Genomic DNA, 14,256 nt, shown 5'->3' with positions numbered 1-14,256 from the left:
GGACCGGAAGGGCGCTAATGGATCAATTGGTGCCCCAGTATTTGGCTGTCAGTTCGTCCAGCGTTCCATCCTCCTGAATGGCTTTCAGACCGGCGTTAATCGCATCCACCGTCGGATCGCCTTCTTGAAACACGATACCCAATGGATCGGATTGCAAGCCTGTGATGCCAACAGTCAACTCGCCCGCAAATTCCTGTTCATAGGCCGCTGCCGATGTGCCATCGATGATCACGCCCTGCACGTCCGCGTTCTGAAGCGCCAGAATGGCGGCCGAGAAGTTGTCGTAAAGGCTGACATTCTCGCGCCCAACAAGCTCTTCCGCCAATTGGGCGTTGGTCGTCGCAGTTTGCGCGGCCAGTTTCTGGCCACCGGCTTTGAAATCCTCAAGTGTCATGTCAGCATTATCGACCTGCAACAGAATGGCCTGGCTGACAACGATGTAAGGCTCGGAAAAGTCCATGGTTTCTTCGCGTTCCGGTGTGATCGACACGCCCGAGATAACCAGATCGAACTCACCCTGCTGAAGGGCCGCAAAGATACCATCCCAGGCGGTGTTTACGAAATTGGGGACGCAATTGACCTTCGCGCAGATTGCATTCATCACATCGACGTCAAAGCCCACGATCTCACCGGTTGTTTCATCCACGGTTTCCATCGGTGGGTATGTCGCATCGGTTCCGATTTTCAGAACACGACCTTCCAGGTCGGCAGCAAAGGCCGCTGGAGCCATCAGTGTTGTGAGTGTTGCAGCGGCAAGTAGGTTTTTAAACATTTTCAGGTACTCCTTTGTTGGATCAGGTGGTTTGCGCCGCATCGGGCGCCGGGGTGTCAGGTTGCCGCTCGATCAATGAGGCCCTGATCTTTTTCTGAATCTCGGACGGATCGACCCCGTCCAAAGCTTTCAACATGAACTCACCCAGCAGACGGCTTGTTTCAGCAATCGGCAAGTAATAAGTGCTGGGTGGCGGTACAAAATACTGGCTGAGCTTCAAGTCGTCGTTCGAGATGACCACAACGTCCCTTCCAACCTGCACTCCGGCTTTATCGGCAGCTGACAGCGCCCCAAGGGTTATGGCCTCATTAGCGCAGATGATGGCGCTCGGCGGTTTCGGCAACTCCATAAGCGTAGCAAATTTCTGCTGACCGGATTCCGCGGTGGTCGGGCCGGTGGGAACCAGTGTCGGGTCGAACTCCACACCGCATTCTGACAGCGCATCAGCATAACCCCTGCGGCGTTGCTGCGCATAGATCAGGTCATCCGGCGGGTTTATCAAAGCGATGCGGCGATGCCCCAGCCCAAGCAGCCTGGCGGTGGCATCATAAGCCGCTGCCTGACTGTCGAGATCCACATAAGGATGCGGTTGGGGGCTGTCGCTCATGCCGTATGTGACAAAAGGAAAGCCCTGCCCCTGCAGATACGCGACGCGTTCATCATGAACACGCGTGCCGGAAAAGATCACGCCATCAGCCTGCCCTTCCTGCACGATGGACTTCAACGTCTGCACCGCAGCCTCGCCATCACATGTGCTGAATACGCTCAACTGATAGCGCGTTCCTATTAGCGCATTGGATATTCCGGCCAGAATACGCGTAAACTCTACACCTTCCCACTCTTCCGCAGCATCGTTCGAAACACTGACCATGACCCCGATTCTATAGGATTTATTGGTGCGCAGCTTCAGGCCATCCAGATTCACCCGGTATCCCAGATCCGACGCAACTTTCTGAATCTCTTCCCGGGTTTCCCGTTTCACCGATACGGAATCCCGCAAAGCATTCGAGACTGTGCCAACGGAATACCCAGTACTTCTGGCAATCGATTTTATCGTCGCCCGCGCCATCACCCAAACCCTGCCAATTGTTCCGTCAAAAATGACCGACCCGTTTGCAGGGTGCGCACGTGATCATCGGTTTCGTCATGTTCGACAAACAGGTCCGTGCAGTTGGTCGAGGCAAGCGCACGCAGGGTTGCGTTCCAGTCAACTACGCCTTCGCCCAAATCGCGCCAGCGCGCGTCACCTGTTCCGCCTGCTGGGTCGATATCCTTTGCATGCACGGACAGGATTCGATTGGCGTGGCGGCGGATCGCGTCCGCCGGATCCAGACCAGCCGCAACCAGCCAACCGATATCTGGTTGCCAAAAGACATCTCCGCCGGCAAGGATCAGGTCAAGAGGTGTGTCACCAGCCTCACCGCTAAGATCAAAATCGTGATTGTGATACGCCAGGCTGATATCATGATCTGTCAGCTGATTTGCCCATTTGGACAACTGGCCCGACACCACCCTCCATCCCTCGGCAGTGTCGGGCCGCACCTGGGGCGCCAGCCAAGGCATGACAGCCACCCGGCATTCCATTAGGTTTAATACTTCGACGATATCCGAAAATCGCCCTTCGAACTCTTCCCAATCAAAATGTGCAGACCGAACATTAAGGCCTGACCCGTAAATAGTGCCCGCCATCTGAGCTGGGGTCAGGCCGTGCAAGCCAGTGGTTTCGACATCTGAAAAACCGCAGGCCGCAACCAATTGCAGCTGATCTGCAAGATCACCGCATTGCCGCACTGTGTAGAGTTGGGCAGAAACTCGCATCCCTCACCTTTGAAACGTTTCAAATATGGTGAATTACGAGCTGTATCCTTGTCAAGCGCCGTATTGATTCGATCCGTACGCCAGCTTTGAATAAGGCTCCGAGCCTTTGCCTAAAACCCAGATGGGGTGGGAAATCGAGCCATTTCCCGCAACCGATTTCTGATCCGAACAATGAAGGGCTATACGAGCGAGCCACCAATCTGTATCACCAAAAACGGTATGGCGCGCGCAGAACGTCTTCAGAATGATAATCGCATGGATTATCTCGACCGACACCTGGCTGCCGTAAGGGACGCTTTTGAAAAAAATGTTCCGGTAAAGGGCTGTTTTGTTTGGTCACTACTGCGACAAATGCGAATGGGCCTTCGAATGTGGAAAAAGGTTTGGACTGGTGAACGTGAATTTTGAAACGCTTGAGAGAACACCCAAAGCGTCTTTCATGGCGCTAAAGTCTGCCCATTCCGGGGGTCAGAACGTCTCTCAGCCGTTAGCGCAACCATTCGGTGCGGTGCATGAGCATTGGAATCTGGTTGCTGACATAGGGGGCACCAACACGCGGCTGGGCGTGGTTACGAACGGAGAGCTGACAGCCCTGCGCAAGCGCCCAACGGGGACACTGGAAGATCTGCTGGAAGCGTTTCACGCGCTTCGGGATGAAATCGGAACAAATCCACAGGCGGTCGTGGCGGCGGGTGCAGGCCCTGTCCGGAATGGCACGATTCGGCTGACAAATGCCAATCTGGACCTGTCCGAGGCCGAATTGGCAAAAGCCACCGGCGCCAGTCATACGTTTGTAATCAATGATTTCACCGCTGCCGCGTGGTCGGTGGCAGAAGTAACCCAGAAAGATGTTGCCGTCTTGCAAGGTCACGCGACACCGCCCGCAGGCACGCGATTGGTGGTGGGTCCTGGCACCGGGCTTGGCGTGGGAGCGTTGCTGTTTTCCGAGGGCCACTATCACACAGTCTCCGGAGAAGGTGGGCATGTGGGTCTGTATCCGCGTCACCGCGACGAAGTTGACATCTTTGAAGCAGCCCGCAGCATTGCGCCTGAGTGTTTTTTTGGTGACAGCCTCGCACTGGAAGCTGAGATGTTCCTGAGCGGTACGGGCTTGCCTATCCTATATCAGGCGATCGGGCTGGCGGCAGGCCATATACAGACACCAACGCGCTCGGCGAAAGACATTCTGCTCGATGCCCGCGACCGTTCTGACCCCATCGCGGTACAAGCCGCTCGGATGTTCAACACCCATCTGGGGGCTTTGATGGGCGACATGGCTGTCACACTGATGCCTTCGGGCGGAGTGTTTCTTGTTGGCGGCGTCGCGGAAAAGAATCGCTGGTTATTCGGCGAAGAGTTCCGGGAAGCGTTCAACGGCGGTGGCCGTTTCAGCGAGCTGCGCCGCTCGTTGAACCTGTATGTCTCCGAGCAAGCAGAGTTCGGCATCATCGGGGCGAACAATTTCTGCAAGAACGCTTTGATGCGATAACAAGTCTCCCTGACAAAATACTCTGAAAAGGACTACGAAATGATCCTGTGCTGTGGTGAAGCCCTGATCGACATGATTTCCGAGCCGACAGTGTCGGGCGAACAAGGATTTGTACCGCACACAGGTGGGGCGATATTGAACACGGCGGTCGCAGTCGGTCGTCTGGGTGTTTCCGTCGGAATGCTAACCGGCGTGTCGTCTGACATGTTTGGCCGACAAATTACAAAGGCGCTGAATTCAAGCCATGTTGACACGTCACATGTGATTGTCTCTGACCGCCCCACGACCCTTGCCTTCGTACAGCTAAAAGACGGTCACGCCACTTACAGCTTTGTCGATGAAAACACCGCCGGACGAATGCTGCAACCCGAGGACATGCCGGAGCAGCTAACAGCCGTGTCCGCCCTGTATCTTGGGGGTATCAGTCTGGCGTGTGAACCCTGCGCGGATGCCTATGCTTCACTTCTGAATCGCCACGGAGGGGATCGCGCAGTGATGTTGGACCCGAATATCCGACCGGGATTCATCAAGGACCAGACCCGGTATCGGACCCGTCTGAACCGCATGATTGCGCAGTCCGATATTGTGAAGGTTTCAGACGAAGATCTTGACTGGATCATCCCGGGAGCCGAGCCCGAGGCCGCCAAAGCGTCTCTTTTGTTGCAGACCGGTCCGTCAGCCCTCATCGTGACCAGGGGTGGCGACGGAGCGAATGGGTACCTGGCCGACGGTTCCAAGGTTTCGGTTCCTGTGAAACCTGTTCAGGTTGTCGACACAATCGGCGCGGGCGACACGTTTAACGCTGGTGTTCTGACTGAACTCAGCCGCGCCGGGAATTTGACAAAGCAGGGGCTGCGCAATCTGACCTCCGAAAGCTTGCGGGCGGCCATGGCGTTGGGTGCAACTGTTGCCGCAGTAACAGTATCACGCGCCGGGGCAGAACCTCCCTGGGCACATGAGATTTGATTGTCGGCAAAAACCCGAAAAATCGAACTGGTGACAATCGCATCAAGTCCGAGGGCCGTGGCTGCGGAGTTTGCGACCGCCTGGCAGGCTCACAAATTACGTTAGGCCACGGCAGAAAAGTATCTATCACTTCCGGGCAATGATCCACACGGGATGATATGTCAGCGAGACCCCGCGATCCGTGCCGAACTCCTTAGCGTATACGTTTTCGAACCGAGCCAGCGTGGACTTGGTCCATGTTCCTTGCGCCCTGCCGTTTACACCTGTTCTTCGCAAATACCTAAGAACCTCGCGAGGCGTATCGAAGTAGGTTCGCCTCAGGCTTTCACCAACGGCCAATTTCTGCATCGGGCCGTCGACAGCAGCGGCAAGAGCAGCCGGAGTAGTAAGACCCGGTGCACGCGCAGCTGATCCGATCGCGCTAAGCTCTCGATATTGCTGAGGGCCAAAACCCGAAACCGCCAACCATCCGCCGGGCTCCAGCGCGTCCATCGCTCTGTGAAGCAATTGCAACGGGCTTTCCATCCATTGGATCATCGAAGCCGAGACGATCAGATCAATCCGGGAGGGCCAGTGAACTTCACGCGCATCACCGGCAATGAACGTGGCCTTTTCCGCATCCGCTGTTGCCTGAGCCTGTGGTGCGATGTCGTTCAATATGAAGTTTGGCAGGTGAAAGCTTTGTCGCATCAGACGGGTCAGATGCCCTGTGCCACATCCCAGCTCGAAGACAGTTTCAAAGCGGTCCGGAGCTCCGGCACGACGCAGTTCAGACACCAGCTTGCCTGCGACCCAGGCTTGTTGACTTGCTGTGTCGTGGTAGGTTTGAAAGCTTCTGCTAAAGCTCCGCTGCACCCTGTCTGCCAGTTGCGCTGTCATGATACCCAACTCGCCCAACTTTGCTCCGGTAGGAATGGTACGTGCGGCGCCGCCACACGCTCGACGCGGGCCGAGGTTGAGGCCCATGCGGCTTCTTGGGCCGTAGTCGGAATGATCCGGTCGTTTGTGGGTATCCACACCCTGTCAAAACCCGGATCAGGGGCAGGCCCGCGCTGGATCACGGAAAAAAGCTCTTGCTTCGCCGCGACTATATCGAGTTCCGGGGGCTCACTTGGCAAACCTGCACGGCGGCAGAACTTGGCGAAGCTGCGCTCGGAAAGCTGAGCCGCTGTTGCCTTGATCATGTCGGGCGCAATACCACGTTCCGGGCACGCAGGGTGCAAAGTGCCGCTGATGGCGATCAATCGGTCGGGACGAAAGCCCGAGCACGCCAGCCAATGCGCAGCCGACGAGACACCGAAGGAAAAGGCCAGCATATCAATGTGATCGAAACGGGCGAGATCAGGCAGGGGATCATCGAGACTGATGTAGCCTTCCACCAACAGAGTATTTCCGCCCCCCGTAAGACCCCGGAACGGAGCATCGCCCAGTGCCCATCCACCAAACACAAGGGTCAGAGTACTGTCATCTGATTGCGCCAGCCAACGGCTTTTCATTTCTGCCCCCCAGCCAGAGCAAGCATCGCGGACGTTACCCTGCTCAGTTCGTCAGGTGAAATAACATAGGGAGGCATGCAATAAATATTGCGAGCAAACGGGCGCAACCACACACCGGTTTCCGTAGCCAACCCATGTGCGATGGAGGGGTCGACCCGCTCATCCATCTCGATGACGCCAATTGCGCCGAGCACGCGCACATCTGTAACACCGGGCAAATTGCGTGCGGGCGCGAGTTCGGCCTTCATCTGCTGCGAGATTGATGCAACTTCCTGCTTCCAGTTTCGCTGTTGCAACTGGTCGAGGCTCGCCACCCCTGCCGAACAAGCCAGAGGGTTGGCCATGTAGGTGGGACCGTGCATCAAAACTCCGGCCTCACTTTCACCGATCCCGCGAGCGACGGCCTCAGTCGCGATAGTGGCGGCCAAGGTGATATGCCCACCGGTCAGCGCCTTGCCAAGACACAGGATATCCGGAACCACCCCGGAGTGATCCATTGCAAACATCTCGCCACTGCGTCCGAATCCGGTCGCGATCTCATCGAAGATCAGCAAAACGTCATGCGCATCACACAAGCCACGCGCCCCACGTAACCAGGCGGGGTGATAGAAATACATCCCACCTGCGCCCTGCACCACCGGTTCAAGGATCAGTGCGGCTATTCTGTTCCCTTTGTCGTGCAGCAGCGCCTCCAGCGCCTCCAACCCGTTCTCGGAAGGATCGTCGAGCCACACATCGCCAAATTGAATGTGAGGGCGTGGCAGAAAGTGCTGGATCGACAACGCACCGCGAAACAGGCCATGCATCCCGTTGACGGGATCACAAACGCTCATCGCCTTCCATGTGTCGCCATGATAGCCACCACGGATCGTGGCAAATTCAGACCGTTCGCCCCGGTCTTTGGCAATCTGGTACTGGACTGCCATCTTCAACGCGACTTCGATCGCGACCGAGCCGCTGTCGCTGTAGAAAATGCGATCCAGGCCATCTGGCAGAAGGTCGACCAACCTGCGGCCAAGTTCCACGGCGGGTTCGTGGGTCAGACCGCCAAACATCACATGCGGCAGTGTATTCAGCTGCTTTTGCATCGCATCGATGATGGCCGGGTGCCTGTGCCCATGCACCGTACACCACCAGGACGACATTGCGTCGATCATTCTGACGCCATCAGCACGCGTCAGCCAGACACCTTCTGCCCCGGTAATCAGGTGCATCGGGCCAGGTTCAAGCACATGTGTATAAGGGTGCCACAGATGGCGCGCATCAAATTCCAACGGGGTCACAGGAACCTCCGAATGGTCGCCACATCAATTGCCGAAAATGCACTGTTCAGGCTCTGCGGTGTCAGGTCGCTCAGAAATGGCAGGCGTCCCAGATGATGCACTTTACACATCTCGACGATGGTTTGCTCCACGTCCGGCACGGGGTCACCCACGAATGCGACGCCGACTACCTCGCAGCCAACAGCCCGAAGCGCCATCAGAGACAATGTGGTGTGGTTGATCGTTCCCAAGGCGGTGCGCGCAACAAGAACAACCGGAGCCTGCCATCCGGCAATCAGGTCCAGAAAGAACGACTGGCGGTTCAGCGGCACCATAAGGCCCCCTGCGCCTTCGACAACAAGAGGCCCGTCCACTTTCGGAATTTCAAGACGCGAGAGGTCAATCTCAATACCCATGTCTTCGGCAGACAGATGCGGTGAAGCGGGCATGTTCAGCCGGTACGCTTCGGGCAGGACCTCGGCACCGCTCAGCGCGCTGACGGTTTCAGTGTCCGTAGCATCCTCAAGACCAGACTGAACAGGCTTCCAGTACCGGGCCTGCAAAGCTGCCGCCAGACCAGCCGAAAACACGGTTTTTCCAACACCTGTGTCGGTTCCGGTAACGATCAGCGCGCTCATGCGGCCTCCGACTGACAGATTGCGATGGTTGAAAACAGGGTCGAGATATCCTGAAGGGTGACATTTCCGGTAATCGAGACGCGCAAACGGGATGTGCCTTTTGGGACAGTGGGCGGGCGGATGCCCCGAACGTCAAAACCCTGCTGCTGCAAAGTGGCCGCCATCGCCATTGTGCGCTCGTCATCTCCCAGTACAACCGGGATGATCTGGCTGTTCAACGCGGCTGCGGGCAACCCCAGTTGCCGTGCGGCGTCATGGGCATGGCGCATACGTTCATGCGCGCCTTCAATCAGGCTGACATCCTCGGCCAGTTCCCGTAGCGCAGCACGAACCAGAGAAGCGTTCAAAGGCGACGGAGCGGTCGCAAAGATGAAGGGACGAGCGCGGTTGATCAGGGTATCAATCATCACGCGCGGACCGCAGATCAGCCCGCCTGAGACACCAAGCCCTTTACCGCAGGTATGCAATGTCAGCAGATCAGCGTTCAGGTCATGCGCGAGACCCCTGCCTCGCTCTCCGAAAACGCCGGTTGCGTGGGCCTCATCAACAACCAAAACCGCATCAGCTTCGCGCGCAAGTACGGACAGGTCTTCCAGCGGCGCCAGGTCACCTTCCATGGAATACACGCTTTCGACGGCAATCCAGACCTGACCCGAACCGCCTGTAGATTGCCAGTCGCGCAATACGTTGCGTGCATCCGCAACGTCATTGTGGCGGAAGGCACGCAGGTCTGCACGGCTGGACCGCATGCCTTCATGGGCGCTCGCGTGAACCAGGGCGTCGTATAGGACCAAATCCTCAGCCGCTGGCAACGTGGAGAAGATCGCCTGATTGGCCTGAAACCCGCCTCCCATGAACAGCGCGGCCTCAGCTCCAAAGAATGCGGCCGCTTCCCGCTCCAGCGCTTCATGTTCAGGGTGGTTGCCCCGCAACAGACGCGAACCTCCCGAACCTACAGGCACACCCCGCGACAACGCATCATGCGCCGCACGTTGTAACACTTGAGAACCGGCAAGACCCAGATAGTCATTCGACGCGAAATCCAGCCCTTGCGTCGGGATCAAGGCCCGGCGGCGGTGCCGGGCTTGAAGCGCATCAAGCATCGATTCCAGTCGGTTGACTGCTTTCATTCGGCAGCTTCCGTGCAGTTTCGCGTTTCGGCTTTTTCGGCCTGAAGACCAAGTTTCGCAAACAGGACCGCGTCGGTGTCTTCTTCGGGGTTTTCTGCTGTCAAAAGCGTTTCGCCAACAAAGATCGAGTTGGCACCGGCGAAAAAGCACATCGCCTGCATCTCGTCACTCATGTCGCTGCGCCCGGCAGAAAGCCGCACATAGGACTTGGGCATCAGAATGCGGGCCGTTGCAATGATCCGCACAAAGTCGATCGGGTCAATCGGCTCGGCGTCGGCAAGCGGGGTATCAGCCTGCGGCATCAACATATTGATCGGCACCGAGTCAGGTGGAGGCGTCATGTTGGCCAATGTCAGCAACATGTCGATACGGTCGCCAGTATGTTCACCCATCCCCAGAATGCCACCCGAGCAAACCTTGATCCCGGCTTCCTGTACCCGGTTCATCGTGTCAATCCGATCCGCAAAAGTACGGGTGGTGATGACTTCGGAGTAATAGCGTTCCGAGGTGTCAATGTTGTGATTGTAATAGTCCAAACCGGCGTCGCGCAGCTGAACCACCTGGGTGTCGTCGAGCATACCCAGCGTCATGCAGGTTTCCATGCCCAGTTCCTTGACGCCCTCGACCATCGCGACCAGCGCATCCATGTCACGCGCCTTTGGCTCGCGCCACGCCGCCCCCATGCAGAACCGGGTCGCGCCACCATCGCGGGCTTTCTTGGCCTCGGTCAGAACGCGCTGAACCTCGATCAGCTTCGATGCGGGCAAGGTTGATCCATTGCGGGCTGATTGCGAGCAATAGGCGCAATCCTCGGCGCAGCCACCAGTCTTGATCGACAATAGCTTCGAGGTCTGGATCTGGTTCGGATCAAAGTTTTCGCGATGCACGGTCTGCGCACGAAACAAAAGATCCATCAGCGGAAGATCGTGAATAGCTTGCGCAGTTTTACGGGTCCAGCCGGAGTGTGGGATGATCATTTTATCTATAAAACTCTTTGCAGCTTGCGTTGCTGTGGATTTATTATCGATAAAACTTTAATACGCAACTGTGTTGGCGCAAACGATCTTAAATCAAGCGGAAATGCCGCGCCTTCAGAAATCGAGCCCCAGATCGACGGTGCGGGCAGAATGCGTCAAGGCACCGGACGAGATGTAATCCACCCCTGTCGCCGCGATCGATGCGACCCGTTCCAAGGTCACGTTGCCGCTGGCTTCGGTCTTCAACCGCCCACCCACCATGGCAACCGCTTCGCGCAGCATGTCATTGTCCATGTTGTCCAGTAAAACAACCGAAGCCCCGCCAACGTCCAGCACTTCGGCAAGCTGGTCCAGTCGATCAACCTCAATCTCGACCGCCATCATGTGACTGACCTTTGCCTTAGCGGCTTCAAGAACCTTACGGATGCCGCCTGCCGCAGCAATGTGGTTGTCCTTGATCAGGATCGCATCTGACAAGGAATAGCGGTGGTTGAAACCGCCACCGTGCAGCACGGCCTGTTTTTCCACGATGCGCAGACCTGGCGTTGTCTTGCGTGTACAGGTCATACGGGCTGTTGTGCCGTTGGTCTGCTCCACAAATGCGGCTGTCATTGTGGCAATACCCGTCAGGCGACCGGCAAAGTTCAGAGCGACACGTTCGCCGGACAGGATCGATGCGGCAGAGCCCTTGATGGTCATCAGCGTATCACCGCGTGCGCAACGCGAACCATCCTTGAGCCGCACGTCAACCTCAAGCGACGGATCCACAAGCCGGAACGCGATTGCAGCAACTTGCATCCCCGACACGACAGCGTTTTCGCGTGCGTTCAGGCTGGCTGTATAGGTTGTTTCCTGTGAGATCACGGCGCGGGTTGTCACATCACCGTAGCTTCCCAGATCCTCCATCAGCGCAGCGCGGACCACGGGTTCCAGAATCAGATCCGGCAGGATTGCATATGTCATGACAGTTCCTCGCAGGCTTTGGCCCGAATGCTCATTGCTTCGGACAAATACATCCGGGACCGCTCTCCGGGCCCATCATTGGCTTTTGGAAAGTCGGATCGCTTGTGCGCACCGCGGCTTTCTTCGCGCTGCAAGGCTGCGGCAGCGATCAAGGTCGCGGTTGCACACATGTTGCGAAATGACGGGCAGGCATCGTGCTGCGCCTCCAACTGCGCTATAGTTTGCAGAGCACGGATTAGGCCCGCCCGGTCCCGGACAACGCCCACGTCGCGCGTCATGGTTTCGCGCAACTCCTGGATAGATTTTGTTGTGTCCGGGGACATTACCTGAACAAACTGCAATGCAACGGGGTCGGCATTTGACACCACCGGAACGGATGCCCCGATACTTTCGGCGCAGATGCGTGCAAAGACAAGCGCCTCAAGCAACCCGTTCGAGGCCAACCGGTTGGCACCGTGAAGGCCTGTCGAAGATGCCTCGCCGCAGACCCAAAGCCCGTCAAGTGTCGCGCGACCGTCAGTGTCGGTGGCAATACCGCCCATGTGATAATGCGCTGCCGGTGCGACCGGAATCGGTTCGTTGACCGGGTCGACGCCATTGCGCGCGCAGTATTCAGCAACTGCCGGGAACAGGTCCGTTATCTTCGAGCCCAATGCGGTGCGGGTGTCCAGCTTGGGTCGGTTACCTGCCTGCACTTCGGCAAAAATTGCACGCGCGACGACGTCTCGCGGGGCGAGTTCTGCGTCCGGATGAACGGATAACATGAACCGCTCACCCTTATTGTTGATCAGGGTTGCCCCTTCGCCGCGCAACGCTTCGGTTGCCAGCGGTGCCGGATCTTCGCCAACATCCATTGCCGTCGGATGAAACTGAACGAATTCGGCGTCAGCAATAAGTGCACCAGCACGCGCGGCCATCCCGATGACCTGCCCGCGAATGCGCGCCGGGTTGGTCGTCAAGGCATACAACCCGCCAGAGCCACCCCCGGCAAGCAACACAGCAGGCCCGCAGAGCGTAACGGGCTCGGACCCCGTTTCTGATGCGTCCTGAACCGTGACACCAGTCACCCGACCGTTGGATACGTCCAGCGCCGTGGCAAGGACACCTTCCAACACCTGAACCGAGGACGTTTCATGCACCCGTTCGATCAGGGCAGCCATGATTTCACTACCTGCCTGATCCCCTTTCACCCGTACGACACGCGCGAAGCTATGCGCCGCTTCGCGTGACAACACATAACTGCCATCCTTGGTGCGATCGAATGGCGTGCCCAATGTCGTCAGGTCGAGGATATATTGACGCGCCTCGCGCGTGACCAGATCGGCAACAGCCGGAACGACTATGCCAGCGCCAGCCATTACGGTGTCCAGGCTGTGGCTTTCCGGGCTGTCCGACAAATCCATTGCTGCGGCCACACCGCCTTGCGCCCATGAGGAACTTGCACCTTCACCCAAAGCATCCGGTGAGATTACAACCACTGGTCGCGGCGCGAGCTTCAATGCTGCATAAAGCGCACCGATGCCAGCCCCCACAATAATGACGCGATCCGTGGTGACTTTGGTCATTTCAGATCAAATGCCGAGCTTGCGGGACAGATCAATCATCGCCTGAACGGATTTGCGCGCCTTTTCAGCCACATCTTCGGCGACCTCGACCTGCCCTTCCATCGTGTGCAGGGCGAAGAGGATCTTTTCAAGCGTGATTTTCTTCATATACGGGCACATGTTGCATGGCCCTACAAATTCGACCTCGGGCAATTCATCGGCAATGTTGGATGCCATCGAACACTCGGTGATCAGCATCGCCTTTTTCGGCTTTTCATCATGCACGTATTTGATGATGCCGCTGGTCGAACCGGAATAGTCTGCCTCGGCCACCACATCCGGCGGGCATTCAGGATGCGCAATCAGCCGTGTTCCCGGGTTCCATTCGCGGAAGTCGCGCAGGTCCTGTGCCGTGTATTGTTCGTGCACGATGCAAGAGCCAGGCCAATACACCACGTTCTTGTGGCTTTGATTGGCAACATTTTGCGCCAGATACTGATCCGGTGTCATGATGACCGTATCACTTTCCATGGCGTTCACGATCTGAAGCGCGTTCGAAGAGGTGCAGCAGATATCCGAAGCTGCTTTGACCTCGGCAGTGGTGTTTACATAGGACACAACCGGCGCGCCGGGGTACTTGGCGCGCATTTCATCGATTCCCTCAGCGGTGATCGATTCTGCCAACGAACAACCGGCATCCATGTCGGGCATCAGAACAGTCTTCTGAGGGCTGAGGATCTTTGATGTCTCGGCCATGAAATGAACACCGGCCTGAACGATCACATCTTCTTCGACCTCACTGGCCTTGATCGCAAGCTGCAAACTGTCCCCAACGAAATCGGACACACCGTGAAAAATCTCGGGCGTCATGTAATTGTGCCCAAGGATCACGGCGTTACGTTCTTTCTTGAGCGTATTGATGGCCCGCACGTAAGGCGCGTAGATCGCCCAATCTGGTGGGCTGACCACGCGATCCATGCGGGCAAACGTGTCTTTCATCTCATTGGCCAGAGAGGCCGATGGGGCAAGGTCATAAACGTCCGAAATCACCGAGCGGACATGTGCAATATCGAGCAACGGGTAGCCACCTTTGTCAGTTGCCTTCAACCCCTCGGGGCTGCTGAACGGCTTAGCCCTAGCCGAAACAGTACCGGTTCGAAACCGGAAAATGTGACGTTAGCGCTAAGGCAAACCGACAAAA

The 14,256-nt window shown here is 57.2% G+C and carries 15 protein-coding genes; 3 read left to right on the top strand and 12 right to left on the bottom strand.

Annotated features, from left to right (window positions below):
* Positions 1–22: 22 nt before the first annotated feature.
* Genes ACR0BK_RS12545 through ACR0BK_RS12535 form a run of 3 tightly spaced genes read right to left on the bottom strand, consistent with a single transcriptional unit; the run spans position 23 to position 2,590 of the window.
* Positions 23–772, bottom strand: coding sequence for a basic amino acid ABC transporter substrate-binding protein (locus ACR0BK_RS12545; protein WP_480483651.1), 750 nt, complete (start codon positions 770–772; stop codon positions 23–25).
* Positions 773–794: 22 nt separating this feature from the next.
* Positions 795–1,841 carry a LacI family transcriptional regulator gene (locus ACR0BK_RS12540; RefSeq protein WP_480494227.1) on the bottom strand — a complete coding sequence of 349 codons (1,047 nt, stop codon included), beginning with the start codon at positions 1,839–1,841 and terminating at the stop codon, positions 795–797.
* Positions 1,841–2,590: a sugar phosphate isomerase/epimerase family protein gene (locus ACR0BK_RS12535; protein WP_480519808.1), complete on the bottom strand. Its 750-nt coding sequence runs from the start codon at positions 2,588–2,590 to the stop codon at positions 1,841–1,843. Before ACR0BK_RS12535 ends, ACR0BK_RS12540 begins: the two co-directional genes overlap by 1 nt.
* A gap of 171 nt (positions 2,591–2,761) precedes the next feature.
* Between ACR0BK_RS12535 and ACR0BK_RS12530 the strand changes: the two genes are divergently transcribed.
* Genes ACR0BK_RS12530 through ACR0BK_RS12520 form a run of 3 tightly spaced genes read left to right on the top strand, consistent with a single transcriptional unit; the run spans position 2,762 to position 5,045 of the window.
* The gene (locus ACR0BK_RS12530) at positions 2,762–2,998 is read left to right on the top strand and encodes a family 1 glycosylhydrolase (RefSeq protein WP_480554882.1); all 237 of its coding nucleotides are present in this window, start codon (positions 2,762–2,764) and stop codon (positions 2,996–2,998) included.
* A gap of 31 nt (positions 2,999–3,029) precedes the next feature.
* Positions 3,030–4,079 carry a glucokinase gene (locus ACR0BK_RS12525; protein WP_480492861.1) on the top strand — a complete coding sequence of 350 codons (1,050 nt, stop codon included), beginning with the start codon at positions 3,030–3,032 and terminating at the stop codon, positions 4,077–4,079.
* Positions 4,080–4,118: 39 nt separating this feature from the next.
* Positions 4,119–5,045, top strand: coding sequence for a carbohydrate kinase family protein (locus ACR0BK_RS12520; protein WP_480554880.1), 927 nt, complete (start codon positions 4,119–4,121; stop codon positions 5,043–5,045).
* A 126-nt stretch (positions 5,046–5,171) separates the two neighbouring features.
* Here the strand turns inward: ACR0BK_RS12520 and ACR0BK_RS12515 are convergent, their stop codons facing one another.
* From ACR0BK_RS12515 to nadA, 9 genes are all read right to left on the bottom strand, one after another.
* Positions 5,172–5,924 (bottom strand): methyltransferase domain-containing protein, encoded by a 753-nt coding sequence (locus ACR0BK_RS12515; protein WP_480554878.1) that lies wholly within the window; start codon positions 5,922–5,924, stop codon positions 5,172–5,174.
* On the bottom strand, positions 5,921–6,541 hold the full coding sequence (locus ACR0BK_RS12510) for a pimeloyl-ACP methyl esterase BioG family protein (RefSeq protein WP_480554877.1): 621 nt from the start codon (positions 6,539–6,541) through the stop codon (positions 5,921–5,923). Before ACR0BK_RS12510 ends, ACR0BK_RS12515 begins: the two co-directional genes overlap by 4 nt.
* The gene (bioA, locus tag ACR0BK_RS12505; protein ID WP_480554876.1) at positions 6,538–7,824 is read right to left on the bottom strand and encodes an adenosylmethionine--8-amino-7-oxononanoate transaminase; all 1,287 of its coding nucleotides are present in this window, start codon (positions 7,822–7,824) and stop codon (positions 6,538–6,540) included. The genes ACR0BK_RS12510 and bioA overlap by 4 nt, the downstream gene beginning before the upstream one ends.
* Positions 7,821–8,441, bottom strand: coding sequence for a dethiobiotin synthase (gene bioD / locus ACR0BK_RS12500; RefSeq protein WP_480519794.1), 621 nt, complete (start codon positions 8,439–8,441; stop codon positions 7,821–7,823). Before bioD ends, bioA begins: the two co-directional genes overlap by 4 nt.
* A complete protein-coding gene (locus tag ACR0BK_RS12495; RefSeq protein ID WP_480519792.1) occupies positions 8,438–9,571 on the bottom strand; it encodes an 8-amino-7-oxononanoate synthase in 1,134 nt (377 codons plus the stop codon). The genes bioD and ACR0BK_RS12495 overlap by 4 nt, the downstream gene beginning before the upstream one ends.
* Positions 9,568–10,548 carry a biotin synthase BioB gene (gene bioB, locus ACR0BK_RS12490; RefSeq protein WP_209507670.1) on the bottom strand — a complete coding sequence of 327 codons (981 nt, stop codon included), beginning with the start codon at positions 10,546–10,548 and terminating at the stop codon, positions 9,568–9,570. Before bioB ends, ACR0BK_RS12495 begins: the two co-directional genes overlap by 4 nt.
* A 114-nt stretch (positions 10,549–10,662) precedes the next feature.
* Positions 10,663–11,511, bottom strand: a complete 849-nt coding sequence (nadC, locus tag ACR0BK_RS12485; RefSeq protein WP_480554874.1) for a carboxylating nicotinate-nucleotide diphosphorylase — start codon at positions 11,509–11,511, stop codon at positions 10,663–10,665.
* Positions 11,508–13,076, bottom strand: coding sequence for an L-aspartate oxidase (locus tag ACR0BK_RS12480; protein WP_480554873.1), 1,569 nt, complete (start codon positions 13,074–13,076; stop codon positions 11,508–11,510). The genes nadC and ACR0BK_RS12480 overlap by 4 nt, the downstream gene beginning before the upstream one ends.
* 6 nt (positions 13,077–13,082) lie before the next feature.
* A complete protein-coding gene (gene nadA / locus ACR0BK_RS12475; protein ID WP_480554871.1) occupies positions 13,083–14,132 on the bottom strand; it encodes a quinolinate synthase NadA in 1,050 nt (349 codons plus the stop codon).
* Between the last annotated feature and the right edge of the window lie 124 nt (positions 14,133–14,256).

The sequence above is a fragment of the Ruegeria sp. AF1 genome (assembly GCF_056542125.1).
Note: the sequence above shows the minus strand (reverse complement) of the source record. Positions and strands in the feature narration are given on the sequence as shown.

Bases quoted from the DNA above. Each gene is read 5' to 3' on its own strand.
- ACR0BK_RS12545 (WP_480483651.1), bottom strand. From the start codon at position 772: ATGTTTAAAAACCTACTTGCCGCTGCAACACTCACAACACTGATGGCT.
- ACR0BK_RS12540 (WP_480494227.1), bottom strand. From the start codon at position 1,841: ATGGCGCGGGCGACGATAAAATCGATTGCCAGAAGTACTGGGTATTCC.
- ACR0BK_RS12535 (WP_480519808.1), bottom strand. From the start codon at position 2,590: ATGCGAGTTTCTGCCCAACTCTACACAGTGCGGCAATGCGGTGATCTT.
- ACR0BK_RS12530 (WP_480554882.1), top strand. From the start codon at position 2,762: ATGAAGGGCTATACGAGCGAGCCACCAATCTGTATCACCAAAAACGGT.
- ACR0BK_RS12525 (WP_480492861.1), top strand. From the start codon at position 3,030: ATGGCGCTAAAGTCTGCCCATTCCGGGGGTCAGAACGTCTCTCAGCCG.
- ACR0BK_RS12520 (WP_480554880.1), top strand. From the start codon at position 4,119: ATGATCCTGTGCTGTGGTGAAGCCCTGATCGACATGATTTCCGAGCCG.
- ACR0BK_RS12515 (WP_480554878.1), bottom strand. From the start codon at position 5,924: ATGACAGCGCAACTGGCAGACAGGGTGCAGCGGAGCTTTAGCAGAAGC.
- ACR0BK_RS12510 (WP_480554877.1), bottom strand. From the start codon at position 6,541: ATGAAAAGCCGTTGGCTGGCGCAATCAGATGACAGTACTCTGACCCTT.
- bioD (WP_480519794.1), bottom strand. From the start codon at position 8,441: ATGAGCGCGCTGATCGTTACCGGAACCGACACAGGTGTTGGAAAAACC.
- ACR0BK_RS12495 (WP_480519792.1), bottom strand. From the start codon at position 9,571: ATGAAAGCAGTCAACCGACTGGAATCGATGCTTGATGCGCTTCAAGCC.
- bioB (WP_209507670.1), bottom strand. From the start codon at position 10,548: ATGATCATCCCACACTCCGGCTGGACCCGTAAAACTGCGCAAGCTATT.
- nadC (WP_480554874.1), bottom strand. From the start codon at position 11,511: ATGACATATGCAATCCTGCCGGATCTGATTCTGGAACCCGTGGTCCGC.
- ACR0BK_RS12480 (WP_480554873.1), bottom strand. From the start codon at position 13,076: ATGACCAAAGTCACCACGGATCGCGTCATTATTGTGGGGGCTGGCATC.